Annotated in this window: 23 protein-coding genes; 22 read left to right on the plus strand and 1 reads right to left on the minus strand. The window is 32.7% G+C overall.

What is annotated here, in order from left to right; all coding sequences use genetic code 11:
* Both LQ615_RS03015 and LQ615_RS03020 read left to right on the plus strand, forming a co-directional pair.
* A partial coding sequence (locus tag LQ615_RS03015) for an LPXTG cell wall anchor domain-containing protein (RefSeq protein WP_239713492.1) occupies positions 1-1,206 on the plus strand: 1,206 nt, incomplete at its 5' end.
* Between the two features lie 484 nt (positions 1,207-1,690).
* Positions 1,691-7,411: a Rib/alpha-like domain-containing protein gene (locus LQ615_RS03020; RefSeq protein ID WP_239713503.1), complete on the plus strand. Its 5,721-nt coding sequence runs from the start codon at positions 1,691-1,693 to the stop codon at positions 7,409-7,411.
* A 284-nt stretch (positions 7,412-7,695) separates the two neighbouring features.
* Here LQ615_RS03020 and LQ615_RS03025 read toward each other — a convergent pair whose 3' ends face one another.
* Positions 7,696-8,385: a queuosine precursor transporter gene (locus LQ615_RS03025; RefSeq protein WP_064205164.1), complete on the minus strand. Its 690-nt coding sequence runs from the start codon at positions 8,383-8,385 to the stop codon at positions 7,696-7,698.
* 151 nt (positions 8,386-8,536) lie between these two features.
* Between LQ615_RS03025 and LQ615_RS03030 the strand changes: the two genes are divergently transcribed.
* The 20 genes from LQ615_RS03030 to LQ615_RS03125 all read left to right on the plus strand — a co-directional run bounded on the left by LQ615_RS03030 (position 8,537) and on the right by LQ615_RS03125 (position 25,755).
* On the plus strand, positions 8,537-8,731 hold the full coding sequence (locus LQ615_RS03030; RefSeq protein WP_081501341.1) for a zinc-finger domain-containing protein: 195 nt from the start codon (positions 8,537-8,539) through the stop codon (positions 8,729-8,731).
* A gap of 10 nt (positions 8,732-8,741) precedes the next feature.
* Positions 8,742-9,869, plus strand: a complete 1,128-nt coding sequence (locus tag LQ615_RS03035) for a conserved virulence factor C family protein (protein ID WP_017000166.1) — start codon at positions 8,742-8,744, stop codon at positions 9,867-9,869.
* Between the two features lies 1 nt (position 9,870).
* A complete protein-coding gene (locus tag LQ615_RS03040; RefSeq protein ID WP_017000167.1) occupies positions 9,871-10,308 on the plus strand; it encodes a BrxA/BrxB family bacilliredoxin in 438 nt (145 codons plus the stop codon).
* Complete coding sequence (locus tag LQ615_RS03045) at positions 10,292-11,095, plus strand: class I SAM-dependent methyltransferase (RefSeq protein WP_239703838.1); 804 nt, start codon at positions 10,292-10,294, stop codon at positions 11,093-11,095. The genes LQ615_RS03040 and LQ615_RS03045 overlap by 17 nt, the downstream gene beginning before the upstream one ends.
* A 318-nt stretch (positions 11,096-11,413) precedes the next feature.
* On the plus strand, positions 11,414-12,367 hold the full coding sequence (locus LQ615_RS03050; protein WP_064205161.1) for a thymidylate synthase: 954 nt from the start codon (positions 11,414-11,416) through the stop codon (positions 12,365-12,367).
* Positions 12,368-12,379: 12 nt separating this feature from the next.
* Complete coding sequence (locus LQ615_RS03055) at positions 12,380-12,856, plus strand: dihydrofolate reductase (protein ID WP_239703837.1); 477 nt, start codon at positions 12,380-12,382, stop codon at positions 12,854-12,856.
* Between the two features lies 1 nt (position 12,857).
* Positions 12,858-13,601 carry a lysophospholipid acyltransferase family protein gene (locus LQ615_RS03060; RefSeq protein ID WP_064205160.1) on the plus strand — a complete coding sequence of 248 codons (744 nt, stop codon included), beginning with the start codon at positions 12,858-12,860 and terminating at the stop codon, positions 13,599-13,601.
* Positions 13,594-14,436 (plus strand): DegV family protein, encoded by an 843-nt coding sequence (locus LQ615_RS03065; protein WP_064205159.1) that lies wholly within the window; start codon positions 13,594-13,596, stop codon positions 14,434-14,436. Before LQ615_RS03060 ends, LQ615_RS03065 begins: the two co-directional genes overlap by 8 nt.
* On the plus strand, positions 14,426-14,992 hold the full coding sequence (locus LQ615_RS03070) for a DUF2140 family protein (protein WP_239703836.1): 567 nt from the start codon (positions 14,426-14,428) through the stop codon (positions 14,990-14,992). The genes LQ615_RS03065 and LQ615_RS03070 overlap by 11 nt, the downstream gene beginning before the upstream one ends.
* A gap of 21 nt (positions 14,993-15,013) precedes the next feature.
* Positions 15,014-15,532 (plus strand): peptide-methionine (S)-S-oxide reductase MsrA, encoded by a 519-nt coding sequence (gene msrA, locus LQ615_RS03075; protein ID WP_064205157.1) that lies wholly within the window; start codon positions 15,014-15,016, stop codon positions 15,530-15,532.
* Between the two features lies 1 nt (position 15,533).
* The gene (gene msrB, locus LQ615_RS03080; RefSeq protein ID WP_017000175.1) at positions 15,534-15,959 is read left to right on the plus strand and encodes a peptide-methionine (R)-S-oxide reductase MsrB; all 426 of its coding nucleotides are present in this window, start codon (positions 15,534-15,536) and stop codon (positions 15,957-15,959) included.
* A gap of 17 nt (positions 15,960-15,976) precedes the next feature.
* Positions 15,977-16,480, plus strand: coding sequence for a PTS sugar transporter subunit IIA (locus LQ615_RS03085; RefSeq protein WP_017000176.1), 504 nt, complete (start codon positions 15,977-15,979; stop codon positions 16,478-16,480).
* Positions 16,481-16,702 carry a YozE family protein gene (locus LQ615_RS03090; protein WP_017000177.1) on the plus strand — a complete coding sequence of 74 codons (222 nt, stop codon included), beginning with the start codon at positions 16,481-16,483 and terminating at the stop codon, positions 16,700-16,702.
* A gap of 95 nt (positions 16,703-16,797) precedes the next feature.
* Positions 16,798-18,225, plus strand: coding sequence for a S41 family peptidase (locus LQ615_RS03095; RefSeq protein ID WP_239703835.1), 1,428 nt, complete (start codon positions 16,798-16,800; stop codon positions 18,223-18,225).
* 14 nt (positions 18,226-18,239) lie between these two features.
* Positions 18,240-18,743 (plus strand): GNAT family N-acetyltransferase, encoded by a 504-nt coding sequence (locus tag LQ615_RS03100; protein ID WP_147641251.1) that lies wholly within the window; start codon positions 18,240-18,242, stop codon positions 18,741-18,743.
* A 13-nt stretch (positions 18,744-18,756) separates the two neighbouring features.
* A complete protein-coding gene (locus LQ615_RS03105; RefSeq protein ID WP_239703834.1) occupies positions 18,757-19,824 on the plus strand; it encodes an undecaprenyldiphospho-muramoylpentapeptide beta-N-acetylglucosaminyltransferase in 1,068 nt (355 codons plus the stop codon).
* A gap of 15 nt (positions 19,825-19,839) precedes the next feature.
* Positions 19,840-20,466 carry a phosphatase PAP2 family protein gene (locus LQ615_RS03110; protein ID WP_017000181.1) on the plus strand — a complete coding sequence of 209 codons (627 nt, stop codon included), beginning with the start codon at positions 19,840-19,842 and terminating at the stop codon, positions 20,464-20,466.
* Positions 20,467-20,815: 349 nt separating this feature from the next.
* The gene (locus LQ615_RS03115; protein WP_017000182.1) at positions 20,816-21,490 is read left to right on the plus strand and encodes a response regulator transcription factor; all 675 of its coding nucleotides are present in this window, start codon (positions 20,816-20,818) and stop codon (positions 21,488-21,490) included.
* Positions 21,487-22,863: a HAMP domain-containing sensor histidine kinase gene (locus LQ615_RS03120; RefSeq protein ID WP_017000183.1), complete on the plus strand. Its 1,377-nt coding sequence runs from the start codon at positions 21,487-21,489 to the stop codon at positions 22,861-22,863. The genes LQ615_RS03115 and LQ615_RS03120 overlap by 4 nt, the downstream gene beginning before the upstream one ends.
* A 105-nt stretch (positions 22,864-22,968) precedes the next feature.
* A complete protein-coding gene (locus LQ615_RS03125; RefSeq protein WP_064205153.1) occupies positions 22,969-25,755 on the plus strand; it encodes a 2-oxoglutarate dehydrogenase E1 component in 2,787 nt (928 codons plus the stop codon).
* Positions 25,756-25,757 lie beyond the last annotated feature (2 nt).

Here is a 25,757-nt window from a genome sequence, read left to right on the forward strand (position 1 = left end):
AAAGACGTTAATGGTCAATCTGACGTAACAAAACCATCGCAAGATTCTAACAACAATCCGAATAATACCGACCAACATAAAGATACAAATAGCAATTACACACCAAATAACCAAGACTCAGATAATGAAGGTAACGGTGTAAATAATAAAGATGAAGAAACTGAAGCTACTGATCCAACGGAATCTAATTCTAATGACAGTGGTATTTCAAACGGTGATGAAGATTCTGATAAAGATGGTATCTCGAATAAAGAGGAATCTGATTCAAACAGTACAATACCAACTGACAAAGACGTTAATGGTCAATCTGACGTAACAAAACCATCGCAAGATTCTAACAACAATCCGAATAATACCGACCAACATAAAGATACAAATAACGATAGCACACCAAATAACCAAGACTCAGATATTGAAAGTAACGGTGTAAATAATAAAGATGAAGATGTTACAAGCACGGATCCAACGAATTCAGACTCTAACGGTAATGGAATTTCAGATGGCGGTGAAGATGCTGATAAAGATGATATCTCAAATAAAGATGAATCTAATCCAAACGCTTCAGCGCCAACTAACAACAATGATTCTGGTCAATCTAATACTGATGACAATCCAAATAATACTGACCAATCTAAAGATACAGATGATGAAGTTACTCCAGATAACCAAGACACAGATATTGATGGCGACGGCATAAACAATATAAACAAAGAAATCTCAGGTACTAATCCAATGAACTCTGATACTAAAGAAAATGGTGCGCTTAGTGACGAGGAAAAATCAGTCGATAGTAAGGGCTCTATACAACCAAACATTGATGAAAATGTCATGAAAAATAATAACAATATTTCTAACAATGGATATGATAAATTAAATAGTAATAACGATATTATTAAATTAGCTGCTAAAGACGACATTTCGTCAGAGGGTAATGGCGTGACTAACATTAATTATGAATTAAATAATGGTAGTACAATGAGTCAACAGAATAGCAATACAAATTTAAACGATCAAACTGCAACTAATGACATGAGTAATAATAATCAATCATCCAAAGCTCATTCAAATATTGACCATGAAGATGCAAAAGTATTACCTGACACTGGAGAAGAAGAAAGTAAACTGGCTGGTTTATTAGGTATCACTTCATTATTTGGTGGATTAGCATTATTATTCAGACGTAAAAAATCTGAAGACAAAGAATAATACGCTTCTTAATAATATATAAGTAGAGGAGAGTGCACACGTGCACTCTCTATTTTAATTCAATTAAATATAAACTCTATTTATTAATACTTCTTAAGTACATAGTCAATCTCAAATATGTATTCTTAAAATGAAAAATCTCATTCTTCAAAATAAATTTTTTTATTACATTTTACAAAATTTATATAAATATTTTATAGAGTTTTAAAAGAATAGTATTTTACATACATAATAAAAGTGGTATACTAACTTAGAACAAATTACATTTTGTTCCATATCTTATATGTGAATAATTTAAAAGAAAGGAGAACTTATATTTTATTTATTCAATTCACATATATTTGTGCCACTTCACTCATATAACAACGATTCAATTAAGAGTAGATAATTAACTCATGACTAATAAATAAAACTAAATAGTAAAAATGAATCGCCTTATGAGTTAAGTTGCTCTCCAAAAAATAATTTGTAAAGGGGATCGCTAATGGATAAGCAACGGCGATTACAAAAGTTTAGTATTCGAAAGTATGCTGTTGGAACATGCTCGATATTAATCGGAACACTCATATTCCTAGGCTCACCAGCAGACCATGCTTTTGCATCTGAAAACACTTTAGATGTAGCTAAACAAGAAGAATCAGCAAAAGAAAAAGAAGAGAAAGAAATTAATAAAACAGTTGAAGAAGCTGATAAATCTTCAGAAGAAAATAAACAACAAAATGAAGAAACTTCAACTAATCAACCAACAACTGAAGAAACAACAGAACAGCCTAAATCTGAAGAAACTGATAAGCAACAAGTAGAAGTAGAAAAATCGGTAGCTACAGAAGAAACTGTAAAACCCGAAGAATCAGTTAAGAATGAAGACGCAGCAGATAAACAAGAATCTACTGTGAAAGAAGAAAAGGTTGAAGAAGTAGAGAAACCTAAAACTAAAGAAGTAGCAGAAAAAGAAACAAAAACAGAAAATCCTGCAACTAAAGAAGAACAACCAAAAAATGAGACTGTAAAATCTGAAGATAAGCCAGATGAAAAATCTCAAAAAGAAACAGAAAAATCTGAAGACAAATCAGTAGAAAAAGTAAATACAAATAAAGATGATGTAGTAGTAGAACAACCTGCAACTACAGAAAACAAACAAGTTTCAGATGAAGTAGTACAACCAGAAATTAAAGAAAATACACAGTCTGAAAACAAAACTACAGAGACTGAAGAGAAACCAGTCAAATCGGACACTCCTGATAAAGCTGGTGTAGTAACAGAACAACCAAGAGAAGAAAGACGCGTTAGAACACGAAGATCTTTAAGAAGTGTGGATAATTCAATATTTGGTAATGGTCCAGGTTGGACGCTTTTAAAAGGTATAGCTGAAGAAAAAGACTATGGTAATTTAGGTGATAGAGATAGTGGTGGTTTTCCATCTGGTGATAAATACCATTGGGTAGCTGGTATGGACTTACAACAAGTAACACATGAAGGTAACATCGCCGTTATTAGATTTCAAGTGAGATTCAATGACACTCCTAGAGAAAACAGCAGTTTTGCTCGACGAGGTCATACAAGGTACTACTTTGGGGCTAGTGAAGGAGAAATTAAAGTCCTACACATAACGAAAAATGGTGGAGCTATCAATGTGAATAGTATGAGTGATAGTACGGTTGAACAAACATTTAAACAAAGAAACCCAGGTAACTATGATAGCTTGGCATACGATTTTCATACACCAATCCATAGTACTGTTAAAACAATAGATGGAAGATTTACTGATAGATTTACAATTGATTTTGAAGTAAGAGTACCACTTAGTAAATTACTAACAACATACGAACAGCCCTATGATGATGCAACAACAAAACATAGAGCTTTCCAGATAGCAGCTGGTGCTTGGTCAAACTCATATAATGTAATAAGATTTAGAGGTATTTATAAGGTTGATATTCCAACAGAAATCCATACGGATTTAACAAATAAAGCCAATACGAAAACACCTATAGATGTATCCACTGTTCAAGGTGTTTCAGGTCTTACAGTAAAATTATTTGATGAGCAACATAATGTAATTGGGGAAGGTGTTACTGACGCAAACGGTAATGCTAGAATCACACCTACAGTAAATATTCCATCAGGTAATATTACTGCAAGAATAGTAACTAAATTAAGAGAATTATCACCTAGTGACCCTAAAGTAGCTACAGCAAACCTAACGGATGCTGAAAGATTTAATCCAACTGGTAAAAATCAAACAGTTGAGTTAAAAGGTACACCTAACGCTGAACAATCTATCAATACAACTGGCTTGCCTACTGGTACGCGTTACGAGTACACATCACCTGTTGATACAAGAACGACTGGTGATAAAAATGCGACAGTTCGTGTAACTTATCCAGATGGTAGTCATGATGATGTACCAGTTGTTGTAAAGGTAAATGATACAGTTGCACCATCTATTCCGAATGTTAGACATCAATTATTTGAAAAAGGTGTGACAATTCAACCAATTATACTTCCAACTGCAACAGACAATAGTGGTGATATTGCACCAACAAGTGTAACTGGCTTACCTCCAGGGTTAACATACAATAGTCAAAATAGAGAAATTACAGGTACACCAACTACTGAAACTAAAAACGATGTTACGGTTACTTATACAGATCCAAGTGGCAATACTATTGATGTAAACGTTAAGTATTATGTTCGAGATACAACAGCACCACCTAAACCTGTAATCCAAACTGATTTAACTGGAAAAGCTGGTACAACGACACCGATTAGTGTAACTGCAGAGCCAGGTTCAACAGTACGAATTTATACTGGCACAAATAATAAAGTATTAATCGGAGAAGGCACGGCGAACGCTCAGGGTAATGTGACAATTACACCTACGAGTGCGATACCGGCAGGTGAAATCACGGCTACAGCGACAGATACAGCTGTTCGTCCAAATACATCTGACCCTTCTACTCCGAAGGTAGCGACAAACCCTACGGATGCTGAAAGATTTAACCCAACTGGTAAAAATCAAACAGTTGAGTTAAATGATACTCCTAACGCTGAACAGTCTATCAATACAACTGGCTTGCCTACTGGTACCCGCTACGAGTATACAGCAGCAGTAGATACAAGAACGACTGGTGATAAAAATGCGACTGTTCGTGTAACTTATCCAGATGGTAGTCATGATGACGTACCAGTTGTTGTAGAAGTTGAGGATAGTACACCTCCAGTCGGCCCAAACCTTAACAATCAAAGAAGCGAGAAAGGTGTAGCAATCGGACCAATTACACTTCCAAACGCGACAGATAATAGTGGCGAAATTAATCCAACAAGCGTAACGGGCTTACCGGCAGGTTTAACGTTTGATAACCAAACAAAACAAATTACAGGTACGCCAACGACTGAAGGTACAAGCACTGTGACGGTTACTTATAGAGATCCAAGTGGTAATAGTGTAACTAAAGAATTCATTTATAAAGTAATCGACTCTACACCGCCTGCGAAACCTGTTATCGAAACAGATTTAACAGGTAAAGCTACTAAGAAAGAACCAATTACTGTTAATGCCGAGCCTAATTCTAAAGTTGAATTATTTGATAACAAAGGTAATAAGATTGGGGAAGGAACAGCGAATGATCAAGGTAAAGCTGTCATTACACCAACGAAACCAATACCAGAAGGTAATGTGACAGCGAAAGCAACGGATAAAGCTGAAACACCAAATCCTTCTGAACATTCTGATCCGAAGAAGGCAACAGATACTACACCGCCTGGTAAACCTGTGATTGAAACTGATTTAACTGGTAAAGGTGGTACAAAAGAACCAATAACAGTCAAAGCTGAACCGGGTACTAAAGTCGAATTATTCGATAAAGACGGTAACAAAATTGGTGAAGGTACGGCTGATGATCAAGGTAATGTCGTGATTACACCGACAAAACCTTTACCTGAAGGTGAAATAACAGCAAAAGCAACAGATAAAGCTGAAACACCGAATACTTCGTTACCTTCTGATCCAGTTGTAGTAACAAATCCTAAGGATACTGACAATGATGGTATTCCAGATGACCAAGACCCAGACATCGATGGTGATGGTGTGAACAACAAAGATGAAGAAGCCGCAGGCACTGATCCAACAAATCCTGATTCTGATGGTAATGGTACACCTGATGGTGACGAAGATACCGATAAAGATGGTATTCCGAACAAAGATGAATCTGATCCGAATGGCACAACTGTTACGGATAAAGACAAAGATGGTAAACCTGATATCACAACGCCGAAAGATACAGATGGCGATGGTACACCTGATAACCAAGATCCAGATATTGATGGCGATGGCGTAAACAACAAAGACGAGGAAGCTGCAGGTACTGATCCAACTAATCCTGATTCTGATGGTAACGGAACACCTGATGGCGACGAAGACGCTGATAAAGATGGTATTCCGAATAAAGATGAGTCTGATCCGAATGGAACTGCACCAACGGATAAAGACAAAGATGGTAAGCCAGACATCACAACACCGAAAGATACAGATGGTGACGGTACACCGGATAACCAAGATCCTGACATCGACGGGGATGGTGTAAATAATAAAGACGAAGAAGCTGCGGGTACTGATCCAACTAATCCTGATTCTGATGGTAATGGTACACCAGACGGCGACGAAGACGCTGATAAAGATGGTATTCCGAATAAAGATGAGTCTGATCCAAACGGCACAACTGTTACGGATAAAGACAACGATGGTAAACCTGATATCACAACGCCGAAAGATACAGATGGCGATGGTACACCTGATAACCAAGATCCAGATATCGACGGGGATGGCGTAAATAACAAAGACGAAGAAGCTGCAGGTACTGATCCAACAAATCCTGATTCTGATGGTAACGGAACACCAGACGGTGATGAAGACGCTGATAAAGATGGTATTCCAAACAAAGATGAGTCTGATCCGAATGGCACAACTGTTACGGATAAAGATAACGATGGTAAGCCAGACATCACAACACCGAAAGATACAGATGGAGACGGTACACCGGATAATCAAGACCCAGATATTGATGGTGATGGTGTGAACAATAAAGACGAAGAAGCTGCAGGCACTGATCCTACAAACCCTGATTCTGATGGAAATGGCACACCTGATGGCGACGAAGACGCTGATAAAGATGGTATTCCGAATAAAGATGAGTCTGATCCGAATGGCACAACTGTTACGGATAAAGACAACGATGGTAAACCTGATATCACAACGCCAGCTAAAGATTCTAACAACAACGGTACTGATAAACCAAATACTGGTGGAGATGATAAACCAGGTAAAGACGATGGTTCTGATAAGCCAAATACTGGTGGAGATGACAAACCAGGTAAAGACGATGGTTCTGATAAACCAAACACTGGTGGAGACGATAAACCAGGTAAAGACGATGGTTCTGACAAACCAAGTACTGGCGGAGACGACAAACCAGGTAAAGACGATGGTTCTGATAAGCCAAACACTGGTGGAAACGACAAACCAGGTAAAGACGATGGTTCTGACAAACCAAATACTGGTGGAGAAGATAAACCAGGTAAAGACGATGGTTCTGATAAGCCAAACACTGGTGGAAACGACAAACCAGGTAAAGATGATGGTTCTGACAAACCAAATACTGGTGGAGACGATAAACCAGGTAAAGATGATGGTACTGATAAACCAAACACTGGTGGAGACGATAAACCAGGTAAAGACAATGACTCTAACAAGCCAAGTACTGGTGGAGACGACAAACCAGGTAAAGACAATGACTCTAACAAGCCAAGCACTGGTGCAGATGACAAACCTGGTAAAGACAATACTACTAAACCAGCTGGAAAAGATGGCAATAAAGCAGATGATAACGGTATGACTAACAGTAATAACAACAGTAACAGCAAAGTAAATACTGACGATAAAGCTGATAGTTCAATGCACGAAAAACACAATTCTTCAATGAAACAACATGGTACTACAAGTTCTAATGGTCAAAATGCAACTAGCAATATGAATAGTAAAGATCAACCATCTAAATCTGATTCAAATAAAGACCATAAAGGTGCAAAAGTATTACCAAACACTGGTGAAGAAGAAAGCAAACAAGCTGGTTTATTAGGTATCACTTCATTATTTGGTGGCCTAGCATTATTATTCAGACGTAAAAAATCTGAAGATAAAGAATAATATTCTCGATGATTTAAGTAAGTTTATTGCTTGAATTTATAAGAGAAGGGAGTGTAACAGAAATCTCATTTTGTTAAAAAGATTTCGTAGGCCCGCTCCTCCGGCAAGGGTGGCTAGGATTGAAAAAACCTTACTATAAGCGTATTTTCAATCCAGTCAGCCACTGCCTATATAAAGAAACAGCCTGAGACATTTATATATGTCCCGGGCTGTTTTCTTATTTCAATAAAAAATCGCTAAACCTTATAAGGATTAGCGATTTTAATTTACTTCTATTTATAATGTTACTCTACAATTTTCCCTTTACGATACATAGACTTAGCTATATAACCAAAAGGCACATTTGTGATTGTTGTTAGTAGTTTAAGGAAGTAAGTAGTTATAAATATTTCAAATAATACAGTTCCAGGCATATTGCCATAGAATGCGATTAGCACGAATATCGCTGTGTCAACAATAGAACTAATAGCTGTACTACCATATGCTCTTATGTAGAAAGTACTGTCAGAAGAAAATTTCTTTTTAATGATATTAAATAATAGTACATCTAAATGTTGACCAATAATATATGCGAAAATTGAACCTAGTGCTATTCTTGGCACGATACCAAAAATAGTTTTTAATGCATCTTGTGATACATCTTCTTGTGCTGGTATAAATGTTAATGAACATTGTAATAATATAACCATTACAATGACGGAAGAAAAACCTAGCCAAACTGCTTTCTTAGCTTGTTTTCTACCATATATATCATTTAAAATATCCGTTGCAAGATAAATTGAAGCGAACATTACATTTCCGAGTGTTGCGCTCACTGAAAATAACTCTACTGTTTTAATAACTTGTATATTTGCTATAATAGTACCTACGGCAACCCAAACAAATAGACCTGTTTTTCCAAATATACGGTATAGAATCAACATTAATATAAATGTGATTAAAAAGGTAATAATACCAAATAACTCATTATACATAACTTTGTTCCTCCTAAATTTTGATATAGCGGGTGTTTAGAAACCGCGATATTCGAACTTAACAATTATAAAGGTCAAAGTTATAAAATGCAATAAGCTTTATAATCCACAATTTATAATACTAATGATATAATTACGGTCTAAGTAAGGAGTGACGCTTATTTTAGTTGAAGATGAAAAAATAGCTATTAAAAAAATAGATCAATTAATGGAGACATATTGCAAAGGATGTTTATTAAAAACGCATTATAGAGAGACGCAAGGCAAACATCAAGCTCATCAATATTGTATATCTGAATGTTCTATAGGTATACGCATAAAACAATTGGGAAACAAACTTCAATAAGGAGGATATTATGGAAATCGTAAGAGTAGAACCAACACCAAGTCCAAACACGATGAAAATCGTATTATCATTCAAGAAAGAGGATAGAACTTCTCAAACATATACAGAAGTCAACGATCACAACCCTGAATTTATCAATCGTATTTTACAGTTAGACGGTATAAGATCAGTCTTTCATGTTATGGATTTCATTGCAGTCGACAAAAAAGGTAAAGAAAACTGGGATACTTTATTAAAAGACGTGACAGCTGCTATTTCTGGTACAGAAGATGATAACGAAGAACAAGAAGCTAAAGTCAATGAACATTACGGGGAAGTTAAAGCTGAAGTATTAAGATTTAAAGGTATTCCTTATCAAATAAAATTAACAACAGAGAATGAAGAAAAAAGAAAACAGCTACCTGAGATTTATATTGATAGTATGTTAAAAGCAACTAAAGATGAGGACAACGTTGTATTTTTAAGAAAATGGGATGATTTAGGTATCCGTTATGGCGAATTAGATGATGTAATGGAAACTGTACAAGAAGAAATTCTTGCATTATATCCAGAATCAATTCTTGAAAATTTAGTTGAAGAAGCTTTAACTAAAGATATTACAATTCCAGAAAAACAATTCATCCATGTTAGTAAGGAAGAATTCGAACAAGAACAAGATTGGAAAACACGTCTAAGAATGTTAAATGATTTTCCAACGCCAACTGAAGATGACTATCCATTACTGGAAGTCGCACTTAATGACGAAAAGCCACAAATTAGACGTATGGCTGTTGTATTGTTAGGTATGATTGAGACGAAAGAAACATTACCTTATTTATATGAAGCTATGAAAGATAAAAATGTAGCAGTAAGAAGAACAGCTGGAGATTGCTTTAGTGATTTAGGCTTTAAAGAAGCTTTACCTGTTATGATTGAAGCTTTAGAAGACCCACAAAAAATCGTAAGATGGCGTGCAGCGATGTTTATTTTTGATGAAGGTGACGAAACTGCTTTACCAGCGCTTAAGAATAGACAAGATGATCCAGCGTTTGATGTTAAATTACAAGTTCAAATGGCCATTGAAAGAATTGAAAATGGCGAAGCTGCTTTAGGTTCTGTTTGGAAACAAATGGCTAACAGAAAAAGAGAGGAGAATTAATATGAATGCATATGAACAATACATGAAAGAATTAGCTCAACCAATGCGAAGCGAATTGACTGAGCAAGGGTTTGAAAGCTTAGAAACACCTGACCAAGTTAAAGGTTATATGGAAGACGCAGAGCAAAATGAAACAACATTTGTAGTTGTTAACTCTGTATGTGGTTGTGCTGCTGGATTAGCAAGACCTGCAGCTGTAACAGTCGCTTTACAAAATGATAAAAAACCTTCTCGAACTGCCACTGTATTTGCTGGTCAAGATAAAGAAGCAACAGAAACAATGAGAGAATACATTGCGCAAGTTCCTTCAAGCCCTTCAATGGCTTTATTTAAAGGAAATGAACTAAAATACTTTATGCCACGTGAACATATTGAAGGAAGAGATATCCAAGAAATTTGTATGGATATAAAAGACGCATTCGATGAATATTGTGACTAATTTACGCATAACAACTTCAGTAAAAACAAATGCATCTCTCTACAAACAGGTAGAAGATGCATTTCATTTGCTGAATAAAAATAAATACATACAAAACATTTCTATTATAAAACGTAAAAAATTAACGATAAAACAGATTTTTAAATCTAATGACTCACCAGTTATCGTATTTGAAAATACTGGTCCAAAACTATATTTCACTTCAGAAATACCAATTTATTTTCATTTAGATACCGCGAAAGTAAAATTAAATATGGTAAAAAATCAACAACAACAACCCATATTAAGTGAAATGATAAATCATATAACGAGTAAAGAAAGTTCATTTAATTTTGTTGATGGAACAATGGGTTTTGGTAGAGATAGCTATTTAGTATTAAAGCAATTTCCAAAAGCTAACGTATTTGCTATTGAACAACACCCTTTAATTCATTTCGTAATTTCTGAAGGTATGAAACTACAACTCAACAATAACGAATTAAAAAGAATTCATTTTATAAATGAAGATTATAATAATTGGGTTAAGTTAAATGAAGAAAAAGTTGATATATTATATTTAGATCACATGTTCGAAAAAACTTTAATAGAAAGTGATAGAATGGGTGAACTCTCTAACAATATTCTTAAAATACAAGAATATAAACCGATAAAACACTATAAACACTTAATTTTAAAGGCGCGCTTTGACAGTTTATTATTTAAAGAGTTAAATGTTATACAATGCTTACGAAAAAGTTCGAAAACGCATTACGGCTTACGCGTAAACAATAGTAAACAAGCCTTATAGCAAAAAACAGAGAAAACCCTAAAATGAATAAAGGATTTTCTCTGTTTTTTAACTTTAAATGAAATGACACATTAAATATGCGTGCGTATCATTACTTATTCAGTGATACACATACTAATCATATAACATAATAATAAAAATAATCCCAAAGTAGCAAATATTTCATTCATTGAGATGGCCCCCTTTAAAGTAATGGTTATTATATTTATCTCTATTATACATAAATATCAAAGGAGTTTCTATATTATATCAGTAGTAAATTATAAGTATTTTCGTTAATATAGAAAAGAAGAATAAAGATTAAAAAGAGGTGCTCGTATGAATAACTTTGATGAAGCATATCATGATTTATGCCGCAAAGTATTAAATGAAGGCGAAAATAAAGACGATAGAACTGGTACAGGTACAATTTCAATATTTGGTCATCAAATGAGATTTGACTTGTCAGAAGGGTTTCCACTACTTACAACTAAAAAAGTTTCATTCAAATTAATTGCCACTGAATTATTATGGTTTATTAAAGGCGATACTAATATTAGATATTTATTGCAATATAAGAATAATATCTGGAACGAGTGGGCATTTAAGAAATGGATAGAAAGTGATGAATATACTGGCCCAGATATGACAGACTTCGGTAGAAGATCATTAGTTAATGATGAATTTAATGAACAATATAAAGAACAACTCGCAATCTTTAAGGATAAAATTTTAAATGATGATGAATTTATGCGTAAATATGGTGATTTAGGTAATGTTTACGGTAAACAATGGAGAGATTGGAAAGATCAAAACGGACAAAGCTTCGATCAACTTCAAACTTTAATTGATAATATTAAAAATAATCCGAATTCTAGAAGGCATATAATCTCAGCATGGAATCCAACTGAGATAGATACAATGGCTTTACCACCTTGTCATACATTATTCCAATTTTACGTAAAAGATGGTAAATTAAGTTGCCAACTTTATCAAAGAAGTGCTGATATATTTTTAGGTGTACCTTTTAATATAGCAAGTTATAGTCTTTTAACACATTTAATAGCTAAAGAGTGTAATCTTGAAGTAGGAGAATTTGTACACACATTCGGTGATGCTCATATTTATAAAAATCATATAGATGCTGTTGAAGAACAATTATCAAGGTCTTCATACAATCCACCTAAACTAAATATCAATACAGAAAAATCACTATTCGATATAGATTATGAAGATTTAGAAATTCAAGATTATCAATCACATCCAAGTATAAAAGCACCTATAGCGGTTTAAAGGAGAATTTAAATGAAATCAATTATTGTATGTCATGATCAAAATAGAGTAATAGGATTAGATAATAAAATGCCTTGGCATTTACCAAACGATTTAAAAAGAGTGAAAAATTTAACATCGGGTAATACAATTGTGATGGGTAGAAAAACATTCGAATCAATTGGTAAACCATTACCGAATAGAAGAAATGTTGTTTTAACTTCTAATGAATCTTTTTATCACGAAGGTGTAGACGTGATTCATTCAATCGATGAAATAGACCAATTAGAAGACCATATATTTATATTTGGTGGGCAAGGTTTATATGAACAAATGATGTCACGTGTGGACGATATGTATGTAACTGTAATAGAAGATAAATTTCAAGGAGATGCATTCTTTCCACCTTATACCTTTAATGAATGGAATGTAATTTCATCTGAAGCAGGAGAATTAGATGAAAAAAACATACTTCCACATACTTTTATGCACTTGGAAAGGATAAAATAATATGTTAAGAATGGCTAGAACAGTTGGTTGTATTATCGGTTATGCTGCACTTGTATCAACTCAATTACCTAAACTTAAAGAAAAGAAAAACCAAATAGACGATATTAGAAGTCAAGATGAAATGACATTTCTATACGCACAGAGATGGTCTCAAAAAATATTAAAATCTGCAGGCGTAAAGGTACATTTATCTGGTCGTACAGAACCTCTAGATGACCCAGTGCTTTATGTATCGAATCATGAAGGTAATTTTGATATCCCCGTTTTGATTAATCAATTACCACAACCTTTTGGTTTTATTTCAAAAAAAGAAGTTGAAAAAATCCCTTTTTTAAAACCATGGATGGAAGAATTAAATTGTATTTACTTAGATCGTTCTAATCGAAGAGCAAGTTTACAAATGATTAAAGATGGTATTAAAAAATTAAAAGAAAAACATTCTTTATTGATTTTTCCTCAAGGTAGTAGAAGTAAAGGCCAAGAGATGCAAGAGTTCAAGGCTGGTTCATTGAAATTAGCTAAATCTGCTCAAGTTAAAATTGTGCCAATAGCAATATACGGTACATCTCAAATAATGGAGAAATATCAATCAAGAAAAATGGTGCCTGGTGATGTCTATGTACATATACTAGACCCTATTGACCCATCAATATTTGAAGATAAAACGATGCAGGAAGTTAGTCACTTTGTTCAAGATCAAATTAGCCTTTCTGTTCAATCGTTAAAGGAGAAAAGCAATGAATAAAATTAAATTAGTTATTGATTCAACTACGGATTTGCCAAAAGATTATTTAGAAGAACACGATATTAGTGTTGTACCTTTAAATATAGTAATTGACGGTGTTACTTACGAAGACCAAACAGAAATCAGTTCTGAAGAGTTCTTATTGAAAATGAGAGAAGCTGAAAACTTACCTAAAACGAGCCAACCAGCAATAGGTAAGTTAGTTGAAACTTACGATAAATTAGGAGAAGACGGTTCAGAAGTCATCAGCATTCATATGACATCTGAATTATCTGGTACTTTTAGCGCAGCTCAACAAGCTAGCCAAATGACAGAAACAAAAGTTACTGTTATCGATAGTAAATTCATTTCTTTAGCATATGGATTTCAAGTAGAAGAGATTGTTAAATTAATTAGCGAAGGCTATTCATCAGAAGAAATTGTTAAAGAACACGAAAATATGAAATCTAACATGCGTTTATTTGTTGTTATCGGTAATATAGATAATTTAGTTAAAGGTGGAAGAATAGGTAAAGCTAAAGCTTTATTAGGTTCATTGATGAACATTAAACCTATTGGCGAACTCATTAACGGAAAGATAGAAATGATTCATAATGCTCGCACTCAAAACGCTGTCGTTAAATTTTTACTTAAAGAGTTAGATGTATTCCTAGAAACTAAAGAAATCATCAAAGTCGGTATAGCTGATGCAAATGCAGAAGATTTGGTGAATAAATTAATGAATTCAATTAAAGAAAAAAAAGATATTCATAACTTTGATACAGCAATTACGACACCAGTTGTTTCTACACATACAGGTGAAGGTGCTATAGGCGTGTTTTATTATGGAAAATAAAAATTGGATGAATAATCGCTTTTGGTTTTATGCTTTTACTATTCTTATTGTTCTAATACTTATAGCGATTATTTATGTGTTCACTTCAATAACTGATTCATCTAAATCTGTAAATGAATCAAATGAACAGACGTCCAAAGATTTCACTGTTTCTTTTAATAATGCAGAATTACAATCTCTTATAAATGCGACTTTAAAAGATTATGACATCGAAACAGAAATAACGAAGAATGACTTAATTTTTAATACGACGACTCAAGTTTTAAATAGGGATATTAACATTAAGTTAGATACAATACCTACAAAAGTAAATAAAGATACTATTAAATTTAAAATACAATCAATAGATATTGGTAAATTAAATATTTCAAATCCTTTTGTATTATCTCAAATTAAAAAGTATAGTGATTTACCAGAATATATAAATATCGATCCAAAAGAAGAAACTATATATTTATCTTTAGATAAGATAGATATCGATAATGTTGACGCAATCCAAATTCAAACGTTAGATATTTCGGCAAAAAAATGGTATTTTGATATTAAGTTAAAGTAAACCAACAAGGGAGGCGCAACAATGGCATATGCAACTTTAGCGGGTGGATGTTTTTGGTGTTTAGTTAAACCATTCAACGAATACCCTGGCATTAAAGAAGTGACTTCTGGTTATAGCGGTGGTCATGTTGAAAATCCTACTTATGAAGAGGTATGTACAAATCAAACTGGACATGTTGAAGCTGTTCAAATTGAATATGATGAGAATATAACTGATTTCGAAGCTATTCTTGATATATATTTCAAAACTTTTGATCCTACTGATAATAAAGGGCAATTCTTCGATAGAGGAGAGAGTTATGAACCTGTAATTTTCTATCATGATGAAAATCAAAAGAAAGTAGCTTTAAATAAAATAGACGAACTAAATGAAAGACAAATTTTTGATAAACCCGTAATTACACCAGTGAAACCTTATAAGAATTTCTATCCAGCCGAAGAACATCATCAAGATTATTATTTGAAGAACCCGGCTCATTATCAAGGTTATCAACAAGGTTCTGGTCGTAAAGCTTTTATAGAAAAACATTGGGGGAATTAAAGTGTTAAAAAAATCAAAAGACGAATTAAATGAAATGGAATACCTTGTAACACAACAAGATGGTACTGAACCACCTTTTCAAAATGAATATTGGAATCATTTTGATAAAGGTATATATGTAGATAAGTTATCCGGAAAACCATTGTTTACATCTGAAGAAAAATTTGAATCAGATTGCGGTTGGCCTAGCTTTTCTAAAGCGTTAAATGACGAAGAAGTTATTGAGCTAGTGGATAAAACACATGGCATGGTTAGAACTGAAGTACGCTCAGAAGATTCTAACAGTCATTTAGGTCACGTGTTCAACGATGGACCTAAAGAAGCTGGTGGATTAAGATATTGTATCAATTCTGCAGCAGTTCAATTTATCCCGTATGAAAAGCTAGAAGAATTAGGATACGGAGATTTAGTACATCATTTTAAATAACAGGGGAGACGATTAACATGTTTAAAAAATTATTTGGCGGTAACAAGACAAAAGACGTAAATGTAGAAGTATTTGCACCAATTTCAGGTGAGTATGTAGCAATAGAAGATATACCTGATCCGGTATTCGCTCAAAAAATGATGGGTGAAGGGTTTGGTATCAAACCTGCAGAAGGTATTGTAGTAGCTCCTTTTGACGGTGAAGTTGTTAATGTATTCAAACCTTCAAATCACGCTGTAGGTGTTAAAGCAGCAAATGGACTTGAAGTTTTAGTTCACGTTGGATTAGAAACAGTTCAACTAGGTGGAGAAGGATTTGAAGCACTTGTAAATACTGGTGATAAAGTTACAAAAGGACAAGAATTATTAAAATTTGATATCGATACGATCGATTCAAAAGTAAAATCTACTATCAGCCCAGTTATTATTACTAATACTGATGATGCTGAAGAAATTAATATCGAATCTTTAACTAGTCTTCAAAAAGGCGAAACTAAAGCAATAGATGTGAAAATGAAATAAATGAAACAGTATTCATTTTATCAATACGCACTAACAAAACGTAATGAAAACAGCGAAATGGGAAAATTAGCAGACTTAATTTTTCAAGATTTATCTTTTCCGAAGTTTTCAAATGATTATCATACACTCTCAGACTATTTAGAAACAGAAGTAATGTTTACTCAACCAATGAGCGTATTTGATGATTTATACGAATCGTATGAAGAATGGTTAAAGTTCTAAAAGTTTACACTTTGGTGTTTTGAGCACCAAAGTGTTTTTATTTGATTGGATAAACTGTTAAAATAAATTATATTTGACAAGAAAGTTGTGAGATCATGAAATTATCAAATGACAAAAATGATAAGCAAATAACAATGCCACTGTATAAATTACTCATACTTTTATTTATAACAGTATTTTTAACATCTGTTGTTACATTTGCTTCATATAAATTCGGCTTAAATTATGGCAACGATAAACAAAAGAACATTAATAAAATTGAAAAAGTATATGAACAAATTGAAGGTGATTATTATAAGGATGTTGATGAGGATAAGTTGACTAAAGGTGCAATTGATGGAATGGTCAAATCTTTAAATGATCCGTACAGTGAATACATATCTGCTGAAGATACTGAAAGTTATAATCAAGAAATTTCTGGAGACTTTGTAGGTATAGGTGCTGAGATGGAATCTCATAATAATTATGTACGTATTACAAGCCCTATGAAAGATTCTCCTGCTGAAAAAGCTGGTATTAAGTCTTTAGATGTTATCACTAAAGTTAATAACAAATCTATTAAGAATAAATCGTTGAATGAAATTGTTAACCAAGTAAGAGGTAAAAAAGGCACAACAGTTACACTCACAATCAAAAGAGAAGGTAAAGAACCTTTTGATGTAGAAATTAAACGAGATAAAATACATGTTACTAGTGTAGATTATAAGAAAAAAGATGATACTGGTATCATTTCTATTTCTAAATTCCAGGAAAAGACAACAGAAGAACTTAAATCAGCTATTAAAAAAGCTAAAAAAGACAACGTTAAACATGTCGTATTAGATTTAAGAAACAATCCTGGTGGTCTTTTAGATGAAGTAATCACGAGTGTTAACCTTTTCGTTGATAAAGGCAAACCAGTCATTTATCTAGAGACAAAAGGAGACAAACCTGAAGCAGTAAAAACTGAAAAAGATAAAATGTCAGGTATCGATGATATGGATTATTCAGTATTAGTAAATAAAGGTTCAGCTAGTGCTTCTGAAATATTCGCCGGGGCATTACAAGATTATAAAATTGCTGATGTAGTTGGAACGACAACGTTCGGTAAAGGCATTGGACAAAGTCATCAATCATTCGATGATTCATCTATATTAAAATATACAAATATGAGATGGTTGACGCCAAATAAGTCTTATATTCATAAAAAAGGAATTAAACCTAATAAAGAAATCAAGGCACCTAAATATGAAGAAATTGAAATTATAAGTCCTAAAAAATCATTCCAAAACGGTGATAAAGCAAAAGAAGTGAAATCAATTAAGATTGGGCTAGATGCGTTAGGGTATAATGTAAGCAATGAAAATGAAAACTATGATAGTGAATTAGAAAGCGCAGTTAAAAATTTCCAACAAGATCATAATCTTAACGATGATGGTATATTTACAGATAAAACAACAGAAAAATTTATTGACTTAATGCGCAATAAAATTCAAAAAGAAGACATTCAACTAGATGATACGATTAAATACATTCATCAATAAGTGAGGGATCAACAATGAGAAAAGCAACACATTCAGATATGGAAATCATTAATGAACTAACAAATATGGCAAAATCCATCATGAAGTCAGATGATAATCCACAATGGGATGAAGCATATCCTTTAGAAAAAGATTTCTATACCGATATAGAAAATGGTCATTTATATTTGTATGAGCTAAATAATGAAGTGGTAGGTTATGTTTGTATCAACCAATCACAAGCAGATTGGTATAAGCAATTTAACTGGCCTGTACCAATTGATAATGCTGTAGTCATTCACAGAATGGCTACTAACCCAGAGTTTAAAGGTGTAGCTGATAAAATGATGCAATTTGCTATTGACGTAGCTAACGAAAATAATGTAAAAGTTATATTGACTGATACATTCTCAAAAAACAAACGTGCTCAAAATTTATTCAGTAGATTTGATTTTAAATTTATTGGAGAACATGAATCGAACGAATTTCCATTTGATAAAAACGCACCATTTTATGCGTATTATAAATTGATAGATTAGAAGGAGATTTAAAATGAAAAAAATAGCATTTACAGGTGGCGGAACAATTGGACACGTCGCTGTTAACTTAGCACTCATTCCAGAAGCTGAACAACGTGGCATCGAAACTGTTTATATCGGTTCAAAGAATGGTATTGAAAAAGATATGATAACTGATTCAGCAAAAACTACTAAATATATTCCGATATCTAGTGGTAAATTGCGAAGATATTTATCATTTGAAAACTTAAAAGATGTATTCAAAGTATTAAAAGGTGTATTAGATGCTCGCAAAGCATTAAAAAAAGAAAAACCAGATCTAGTATTCTCTAAAGGTGGTTTCGTGAGCGTGCCGGTAATCATCGCTGCTAAATCATTAAAAATACCAACTATTATTCATGAATCTGACGTAACACCAGGTTTAGCTAATAAAATATCAATGAAGTTTGCTAATAAAATGTATACAACATTTGAAGAAACATTAAAATATGTTCCTAAAGAAAAATCAGATTTCATTGGAGCAATTATTAGAGAAGACTTAAGAGATGGTAAGAAAGAAGAAGGATACAAAATAACGGGATTTAATGATAAATTACCTGTTTTATTGGTTATGGGTGGTAGTTTAGGCTCTAAAATATTAAACGAAGCTGTTCGTGACAATTTAGATTACTTAACTAAAAAATATCAAATTATACATTTAACAGGTAAAGGTCATAAAGATGAAAACATTGAAAATGATCACTATGTTCAATACGAATTTGTCTCATCAGAACTTATGCATTTTTACGCTATTTCTGACACAGTAATCAGTCGAGCAGGAGCAAATGCTATTTATGAGTTTGCAACTTTAAAAATACCTATGTTGCTAATTCCTTTAGGATTAGACCAATCTCGTGGTGACCAAATTGATAATGCTAAAATTTTCGAAAAAAATGGTTATGCTAAAGTTATACAAGAAAAAGAAGTGAATCAAAATACATTAGTTAGAAATTTAGATCAACTTGAAAATGAACGTGAAACGTTGATTGAAAATATGTCTAAATTTAAAGAAAGTTATACAAAAGAATCATTATTCAACAAAATTGAATCTGATATTCAATAATATTGGAGGTATTATATGAGCCAAGCTAATCGAACGTTATTAATACTAATATTTAGCCTGATTTTCGGGGTTATAGCTTTCTTTCATGAATCACGTTTAGGAAAGTGGATAGACAACGAAGTTTATAACTTTATATATTCTACAGAAAGTTTTATTACAACTTCTATTATGCTTGGTTTCACTAAAGTTGGAGAAGTATGGGCAATGATTGCTTTATCACTGTTAATTATTTGTTATCTTAAATTAAAAAGATTAAATATCGAAACATTATTTTTTGCATTAACAATGATTCTATCAGGTACTTTAAATCCACTATTGAAAAATGTTTTCGATAGAGAACGTCCAACATTACTGAGATTAATTGATATTTCAGGATTTAGTTTTCCGAGTGGACATGCAATGGGTTCAACAGCATTTTTCGGCTCGATTATGTACATTGTTTTTAGAGCTTCAAAACGTTCAATGAAACCTTATTTAACAGGAATATGTGTCATTTTTATATTAATGATATCTACTTCTAGAGTTTATTTAGGAGTTCATTATCCAACTGATATTATCGCAGGTATTATTGGTGGTATTGTTTGTATTCTTTTAGCTCAATTAATGCTTAAAAATAAATTAGATATTAAAAAAACATCCTAGTGATTTGGACAGAATCACTAGGACGTTTTACTTTTATGGGCATAAAAGGGGGTTATAGAAAATGTTCAATCCATACTTAGAGGGGGAACTCTTTTATTTGATTGAGAATCATTTTCAATTACTATTATAACTAATTGAGAATGAATGTCAATTAGTTTTTTAAATTTTTACTATTTTAAATGATAAAATAGTTTTGCTCATATATAATGAGCATGTGAAACTTGAAAATGTTATCTTTTACTAGAGGGGGAACTCTTTCATTGATAATCATTTTCAATTACTATTATAACTAACTGAGAACGATTGTCAATTATAAAGTGAAAAAAATTAAAAAATTTGAGGTGTCATCATGAAAAAGATACTCATCATTGAAGATGAACAAAATTTAGCAAGGTTTATAGAATTAGAATTAAAACATGAAGATTATGAAGTAGAGATATGTTATGACGGTGAGAGCGGGCTAAATCAAGCTTTAACTGACGATTATGATTGTATACTATTGGACTTAATGTTGCCTAAAATGAACGGTCTAGAAGTATGTAGACGTATACGTCGAGAAAAAAATACGCCTATCATTATGATTACTGCTAAAGGCGACACTTATGATAAAGTTATCGGTTTAGATTATGGTGCTGATGACTACATAGTTAAACCTTTTGATATTGAAGAATTGTTAGCTAGAATCCGAGTTATTATACGTAGAAATGTAACATTAGAATCTGACACTAGTACTATTGAAATTAATGATATTAAAATCGATAAAAATGCTTTTTCTGTTTATATAGGTGGAGAATCAGTTGATTTAACTAAAACAGAGTATGAATTATTATTATTGCTCGCTGAAAATCAAAATTATGTATTACAGAGAGAACAAATTTTAAATCATGTTTGGGGCTATGAGTCAGAAGTGGAAACAAATGTAGTAGATGTTTACATACGTTATTTAAGAAATAAATTGAAACCGTTCAAAAAGGAAAACATCATCGAAACGGTTAGAGGAGTGGGGTACGTGATACGTTCATGAAACAACAATCTTTAAAGACAAAATGGATGATGCTTACAACCACGATTACATTTATCATTTTCGCATTGTTTAGTATGTTTATCATTTATTTTATTAGCTTATATTTAAAAGACCAAGAAACTGGAACTGCAACGAGAAGCGCGCAAGATACCGTTAATTTGCTTCAATCTAAGACATTAGGACAAATTACTTCAACTGATATAAACGCGACGATAACAGACAATCAAAAAATGATACTTTTTGATAAATTTGGTAAGCCAATGTTTGAAGAAACACACAATGACAAATTGAAATATACTCCTGAATTTAAACGTGTTAAATCAGTAGAAATATATGAAATGCATGTCGATAACAAATCTTATTTAGTCGTTTATAGTCCAATTAATACAAGCTACTTTAATGGCTATGAAGCAATCGTTCATCCTTTAGATAGCTATGACGCCATTATTAAATTCATGATTATTTTAGCCAGTATATTTGGATTAACTGCTTTATTCCTTATCGCAATAATAAGTTATATTTTCTCATCACAAATTACGAAACCAATTACGATACTTTCAGATAAGATGAAACAAATTCGTCGAGATGGGTTCCAAGAAAAATTAGAAGTACCGACTAATTATGAAGAAACAGACGATATGATCCAAACATTCAATAACATGATGGAACAGCTAGAAGTTTCATTTGATCAACAAAAACAATTTGTGGAAGATGCTTCTCATGAATTAAGAACACCATTACAGATTATTCAAGGGCATTTGAACTTAATTCAAAGATGGGGAAAAAACAACCCAGAAGTATTAGAAGAATCATTGGATATTTCCATTGAAGAAATGGAAAGAATTACGAAATTAGTGGAAGAATTATTATTACTATCTAAAGATTCAAGAACAAGCGCAAGTGATGATAATGATATCGTGGATATTAATTATGAAATACAATCACGAATCAAATCATTACGTAAATTACATCCTGACTATTCTTTTGCTTTTAAATCTAATTATGACGCGATCAGAATGAATATTAATCGATTCCATTTTGAACAAATGTTACTTATTTTTATGGATAATGCCATGAAATATGACAAAAAGAATAAAAATATCGAAATACAAACAAATTTAAAAAATAGAACCATCACAATTGATATAATTGACCACGGAATGGGTATACCTAAAAAAGACCTAGAATTTATTTTTGATCGCTTCTACAGAGTCGATAAATCACGTTCAAGAAAAGAAGGTGGAAATGGCTTAGGATTATCTATTGCTAAGAAATTAGTCAACTCGTATGACGGTATTGTAAAAGTTGATAGTGTAGTCGATGAATATACTAAAATATCAGTAATTTTCAAGGATACTTTCATCAATAAGTAAAATAGGAAATAAACTGCCATAAATGGTAAATTAGCCTTTAATATAAATCGGTTAAGTGCTAAAATGGGAATGTAAACGGTTTATAATTTTCTTGGAGGGTGGAACATGAAGAATGATAATCATGTCGAAGCACCTGTAAGATTTGGAACTAACTTAGGGTTAATGTTAGAAATGTATGATAATTACGTTAATGATCCGGAGTCAGTCCCAGAAGACTTGCAAGTGTTATTCGATGAAATAACGAGTAATAATACAGGCACTGGCCAAAAAATAGGTACAGGGGTGGACAATTCAAGTGTTAAACGTGTTATGCGTTTAATAGACAATATCAGACAATATGGACATTTAACTGCTGATATCTATCCAGTATACCGTCCAGAAAGAAAAAATGTACCTAAGCTAACACATCAAGACTTTGGGCTATCTAAAGAAACATTAGAAAAATTACCAGCTGGTATAGTATCTGACCATTTTGATGGTGAATTTGATAATGCATATGAAGCAATAGAATATATGACTTCATGTTACCAAGGTCCTATAGCTTTTGAGTATACACACATTAATAATAATGAAGAACGTGTATGGCTTAAGAGATATATAGAATCAACAAACACTATTGAAATATCTAAAGATGAAAAAATTGAATTACTTAAAAGCTTAGCAGAAGTTGAAGGCTTTGAAAAATATATTCATAAAAACTTTGTAGGTGCAAAGCGTTTCTCAATTGAGGGCGTTGATACTTTAGTACCTATGTTACAACGTATCTTAAAGCGTACAAATGCTGCTAAAATTCCAAACATTCAAATTGGGATGGCACATAGAGGTAGATTAAACGTTTTAACACATGTACTAGAAAAACCATATGAAATGATGATTTCTGAATTTATGCATAAAAATCCTTTAATCTTTTTACCTAAAGATGGATCATTAGAAATCACAGCAGGTTGGACTGGAGATGTAAAATATCATCTTGGTGGAACAAAAACGACAAGCAAATATGGAATAGAACAAACTATAACTTTAGCAAACAACCCAAGTCACTTAGAAATCGTTTCTCCTGTCGTATTAGGTAAGACGCGTTCTAACCAAGATACAACAGCTGATCCTGGTAGACCAAGCCAAGATTTAAATAAATCACTAGCTGTATTAATTCATGGAGATGCTGCGTTCCCTGGACAAGGTATTAACTTTGAAGCCATGAACTTAAGCAATTTAGATGGATATACAACAGGTGGTTCATTACACATTATTACAAACAACAGAATTGGTTTTACAACAGAAGCTGAAGATGGACGTTCAACTACTTATTCTACTGATGTTGCAAAAGGTTATGACTTACCAATTATCCATGTTAACGCTGATGACGTAGAAGCAACTGTTAAAGCTATTGAAATGGCTATGGACTTTAGAGAAAGATTTAATAAAGATTTTGTCATAGATTTAGTTGGTTATAGACGTTATGGACATAACGAGATGGATGAACCTTCAATTACGAATCCAATGATGTACAAAGCTATTAAAGAACATCCTTCAATCGAATTAAAATATGGGCAAGAATTAGTAGATCAAGGTTTAATTACTAAAGAAGAAATGAATGAAATCTTTGATGATGTTACTAAAAGACTAAGAACAGCTCACGATAAAATTGATAAAGATGCTGAAATGGATAATCCAGAAATGACAATGCCTGATAAGATTAGCCAAGGGCAAGATTATGAAATAACAAATGCGAGCTATGATGATTTGAAAGCTATAAATGATGCTATGTTTGACTATCCTGAAGACTTTACAGTATTTAAAAAGCTTAATAAAGTCTTAGATAGAAGACGTGAACCTTTCGAAAAAGATGGTCTTGTGGATTGGGCTCATGCAGAACAATTAGCATTTGCAACAATTTTACAAAATGGTACGCCAATTCGTTTAACAGGACAAGACTCTGAACGCGGAACATTCGCTCAAAGACATGCTGTTTTACATGATGAAAAAGATGGAAAACTATTTGTTCCTTTACATCATGTTCCAAATGGTAAAGCATCATTTGATATATATAATTCTCCATTATCAGAAGCAGCTGTTGTTGGGTTCGAATATGGTTATAACGTAGATAATCCAGAATCATTTAATATTTGGGAAGCACAATATGGTGACTTTGCGAATATGGCACAAATGATTTTTGATAACTTCATGGCTAACAGTAATGCTAAATGGGGAGAGAAAAGTGGTTTAGCGTTATTCTTACCACATAGTAACGAAGGACAAGGTCCAGAACACTCTTCAGCGAGATTAGAGCGTTTCTTACAATTAGCTGGTGAAAATAATATGACAATTGCTAATTTAACTAGTTCTTCAAACTATTATCATTTGTTAAGAAGACACGCTAAATATTTAAACACTGATAAGATGAGACCGTTAGTATTAATGTCACCAAAAAGTTTACTAAGAAACAAAACTGTTTCTAGACCAATTGATGAATTTACTACAGGTCAATTCGAACCTATTTTAGTTGAACCGTACAAAAAAACTAAAATTAAAAAAGTGATTATCGCTTCAGGAAAAATGTTCATTGATTTAAAAGCTGAATTAGAAAAAAATCCTAACGATGAGCTTTGTTTAATTGCATTAGAACAACTTTATCCATTCCCTAAAGAAGAGATAAAAAATGTTCTTTCAGAATTTAGAAACTTAGAAACTGTAGGCTGGGCACAAGAAGAAGCTAAAAACCAAGGTGCTTGGAGCTTTGTGAGCTTACAATTGCAAAGTATTCTAAAAGATAGAAATGTTAACCTAGAATATCACGGACGTAAAGTTCGTTCTGCAACTGCAGAAGGTGATGCAGAAATTTATAAACTTATACAAAGTAAAGTTATCGAAGAAGCTTTAAAACATAATTAGGG

Source organism: Mammaliicoccus sp. C-M13 (genome assembly GCF_022386845.1).
Classification (GTDB): domain Bacteria; phylum Bacillota; class Bacilli; order Staphylococcales; family Staphylococcaceae; genus Mammaliicoccus; species Mammaliicoccus lentus.

Coding starts and splice junctions, on each gene's coding strand:
- LQ615_RS03060 (WP_064205160.1), top strand. CDS start 12,858: ATGTTAAGAATGGCTAGAACAGTTGGTTGTATTATCGGTTATGCTGCA.
- LQ615_RS03065 (WP_064205159.1), top strand. CDS start 13,594: ATGAATAAAATTAAATTAGTTATTGATTCAACTACGGATTTGCCAAAA.
- LQ615_RS03110 (WP_017000181.1), top strand. CDS start 19,840: ATGAGCCAAGCTAATCGAACGTTATTAATACTAATATTTAGCCTGATT.
- LQ615_RS03100 (WP_147641251.1), top strand. CDS start 18,240: ATGAGAAAAGCAACACATTCAGATATGGAAATCATTAATGAACTAACA.
- LQ615_RS03020 (WP_239713503.1), top strand. CDS start 1,691: ATGGATAAGCAACGGCGATTACAAAAGTTTAGTATTCGAAAGTATGCT.
- LQ615_RS03070 (WP_239703836.1), top strand. CDS start 14,426: ATGGAAAATAAAAATTGGATGAATAATCGCTTTTGGTTTTATGCTTTT.
- LQ615_RS03045 (WP_239703838.1), top strand. CDS start 10,292: ATGAATATTGTGACTAATTTACGCATAACAACTTCAGTAAAAACAAAT.
- LQ615_RS03090 (WP_017000177.1), top strand. CDS start 16,481: ATGAAACAGTATTCATTTTATCAATACGCACTAACAAAACGTAATGAA.
- LQ615_RS03105 (WP_239703834.1), top strand. CDS start 18,757: ATGAAAAAAATAGCATTTACAGGTGGCGGAACAATTGGACACGTCGCT.
- LQ615_RS03120 (WP_017000183.1), top strand. CDS start 21,487: ATGAAACAACAATCTTTAAAGACAAAATGGATGATGCTTACAACCACG.
- LQ615_RS03125 (WP_064205153.1), top strand. CDS start 22,969: ATGAAGAATGATAATCATGTCGAAGCACCTGTAAGATTTGGAACTAAC.
- LQ615_RS03115 (WP_017000182.1), top strand. CDS start 20,816: ATGAAAAAGATACTCATCATTGAAGATGAACAAAATTTAGCAAGGTTT.
- LQ615_RS03040 (WP_017000167.1), top strand. CDS start 9,871: ATGAATGCATATGAACAATACATGAAAGAATTAGCTCAACCAATGCGA.
- msrA (WP_064205157.1), top strand. CDS start 15,014: ATGGCATATGCAACTTTAGCGGGTGGATGTTTTTGGTGTTTAGTTAAA.
- LQ615_RS03055 (WP_239703837.1), top strand. CDS start 12,380: ATGAAATCAATTATTGTATGTCATGATCAAAATAGAGTAATAGGATTA.
- LQ615_RS03085 (WP_017000176.1), top strand. CDS start 15,977: ATGTTTAAAAAATTATTTGGCGGTAACAAGACAAAAGACGTAAATGTA.
- LQ615_RS03095 (WP_239703835.1), top strand. CDS start 16,798: ATGAAATTATCAAATGACAAAAATGATAAGCAAATAACAATGCCACTG.
- LQ615_RS03035 (WP_017000166.1), top strand. CDS start 8,742: ATGGAAATCGTAAGAGTAGAACCAACACCAAGTCCAAACACGATGAAA.
- LQ615_RS03025 (WP_064205164.1), bottom strand. CDS start 8,385: ATGTATAATGAGTTATTTGGTATTATTACCTTTTTAATCACATTTATA.
- LQ615_RS03050 (WP_064205161.1), top strand. CDS start 11,414: ATGAATAACTTTGATGAAGCATATCATGATTTATGCCGCAAAGTATTA.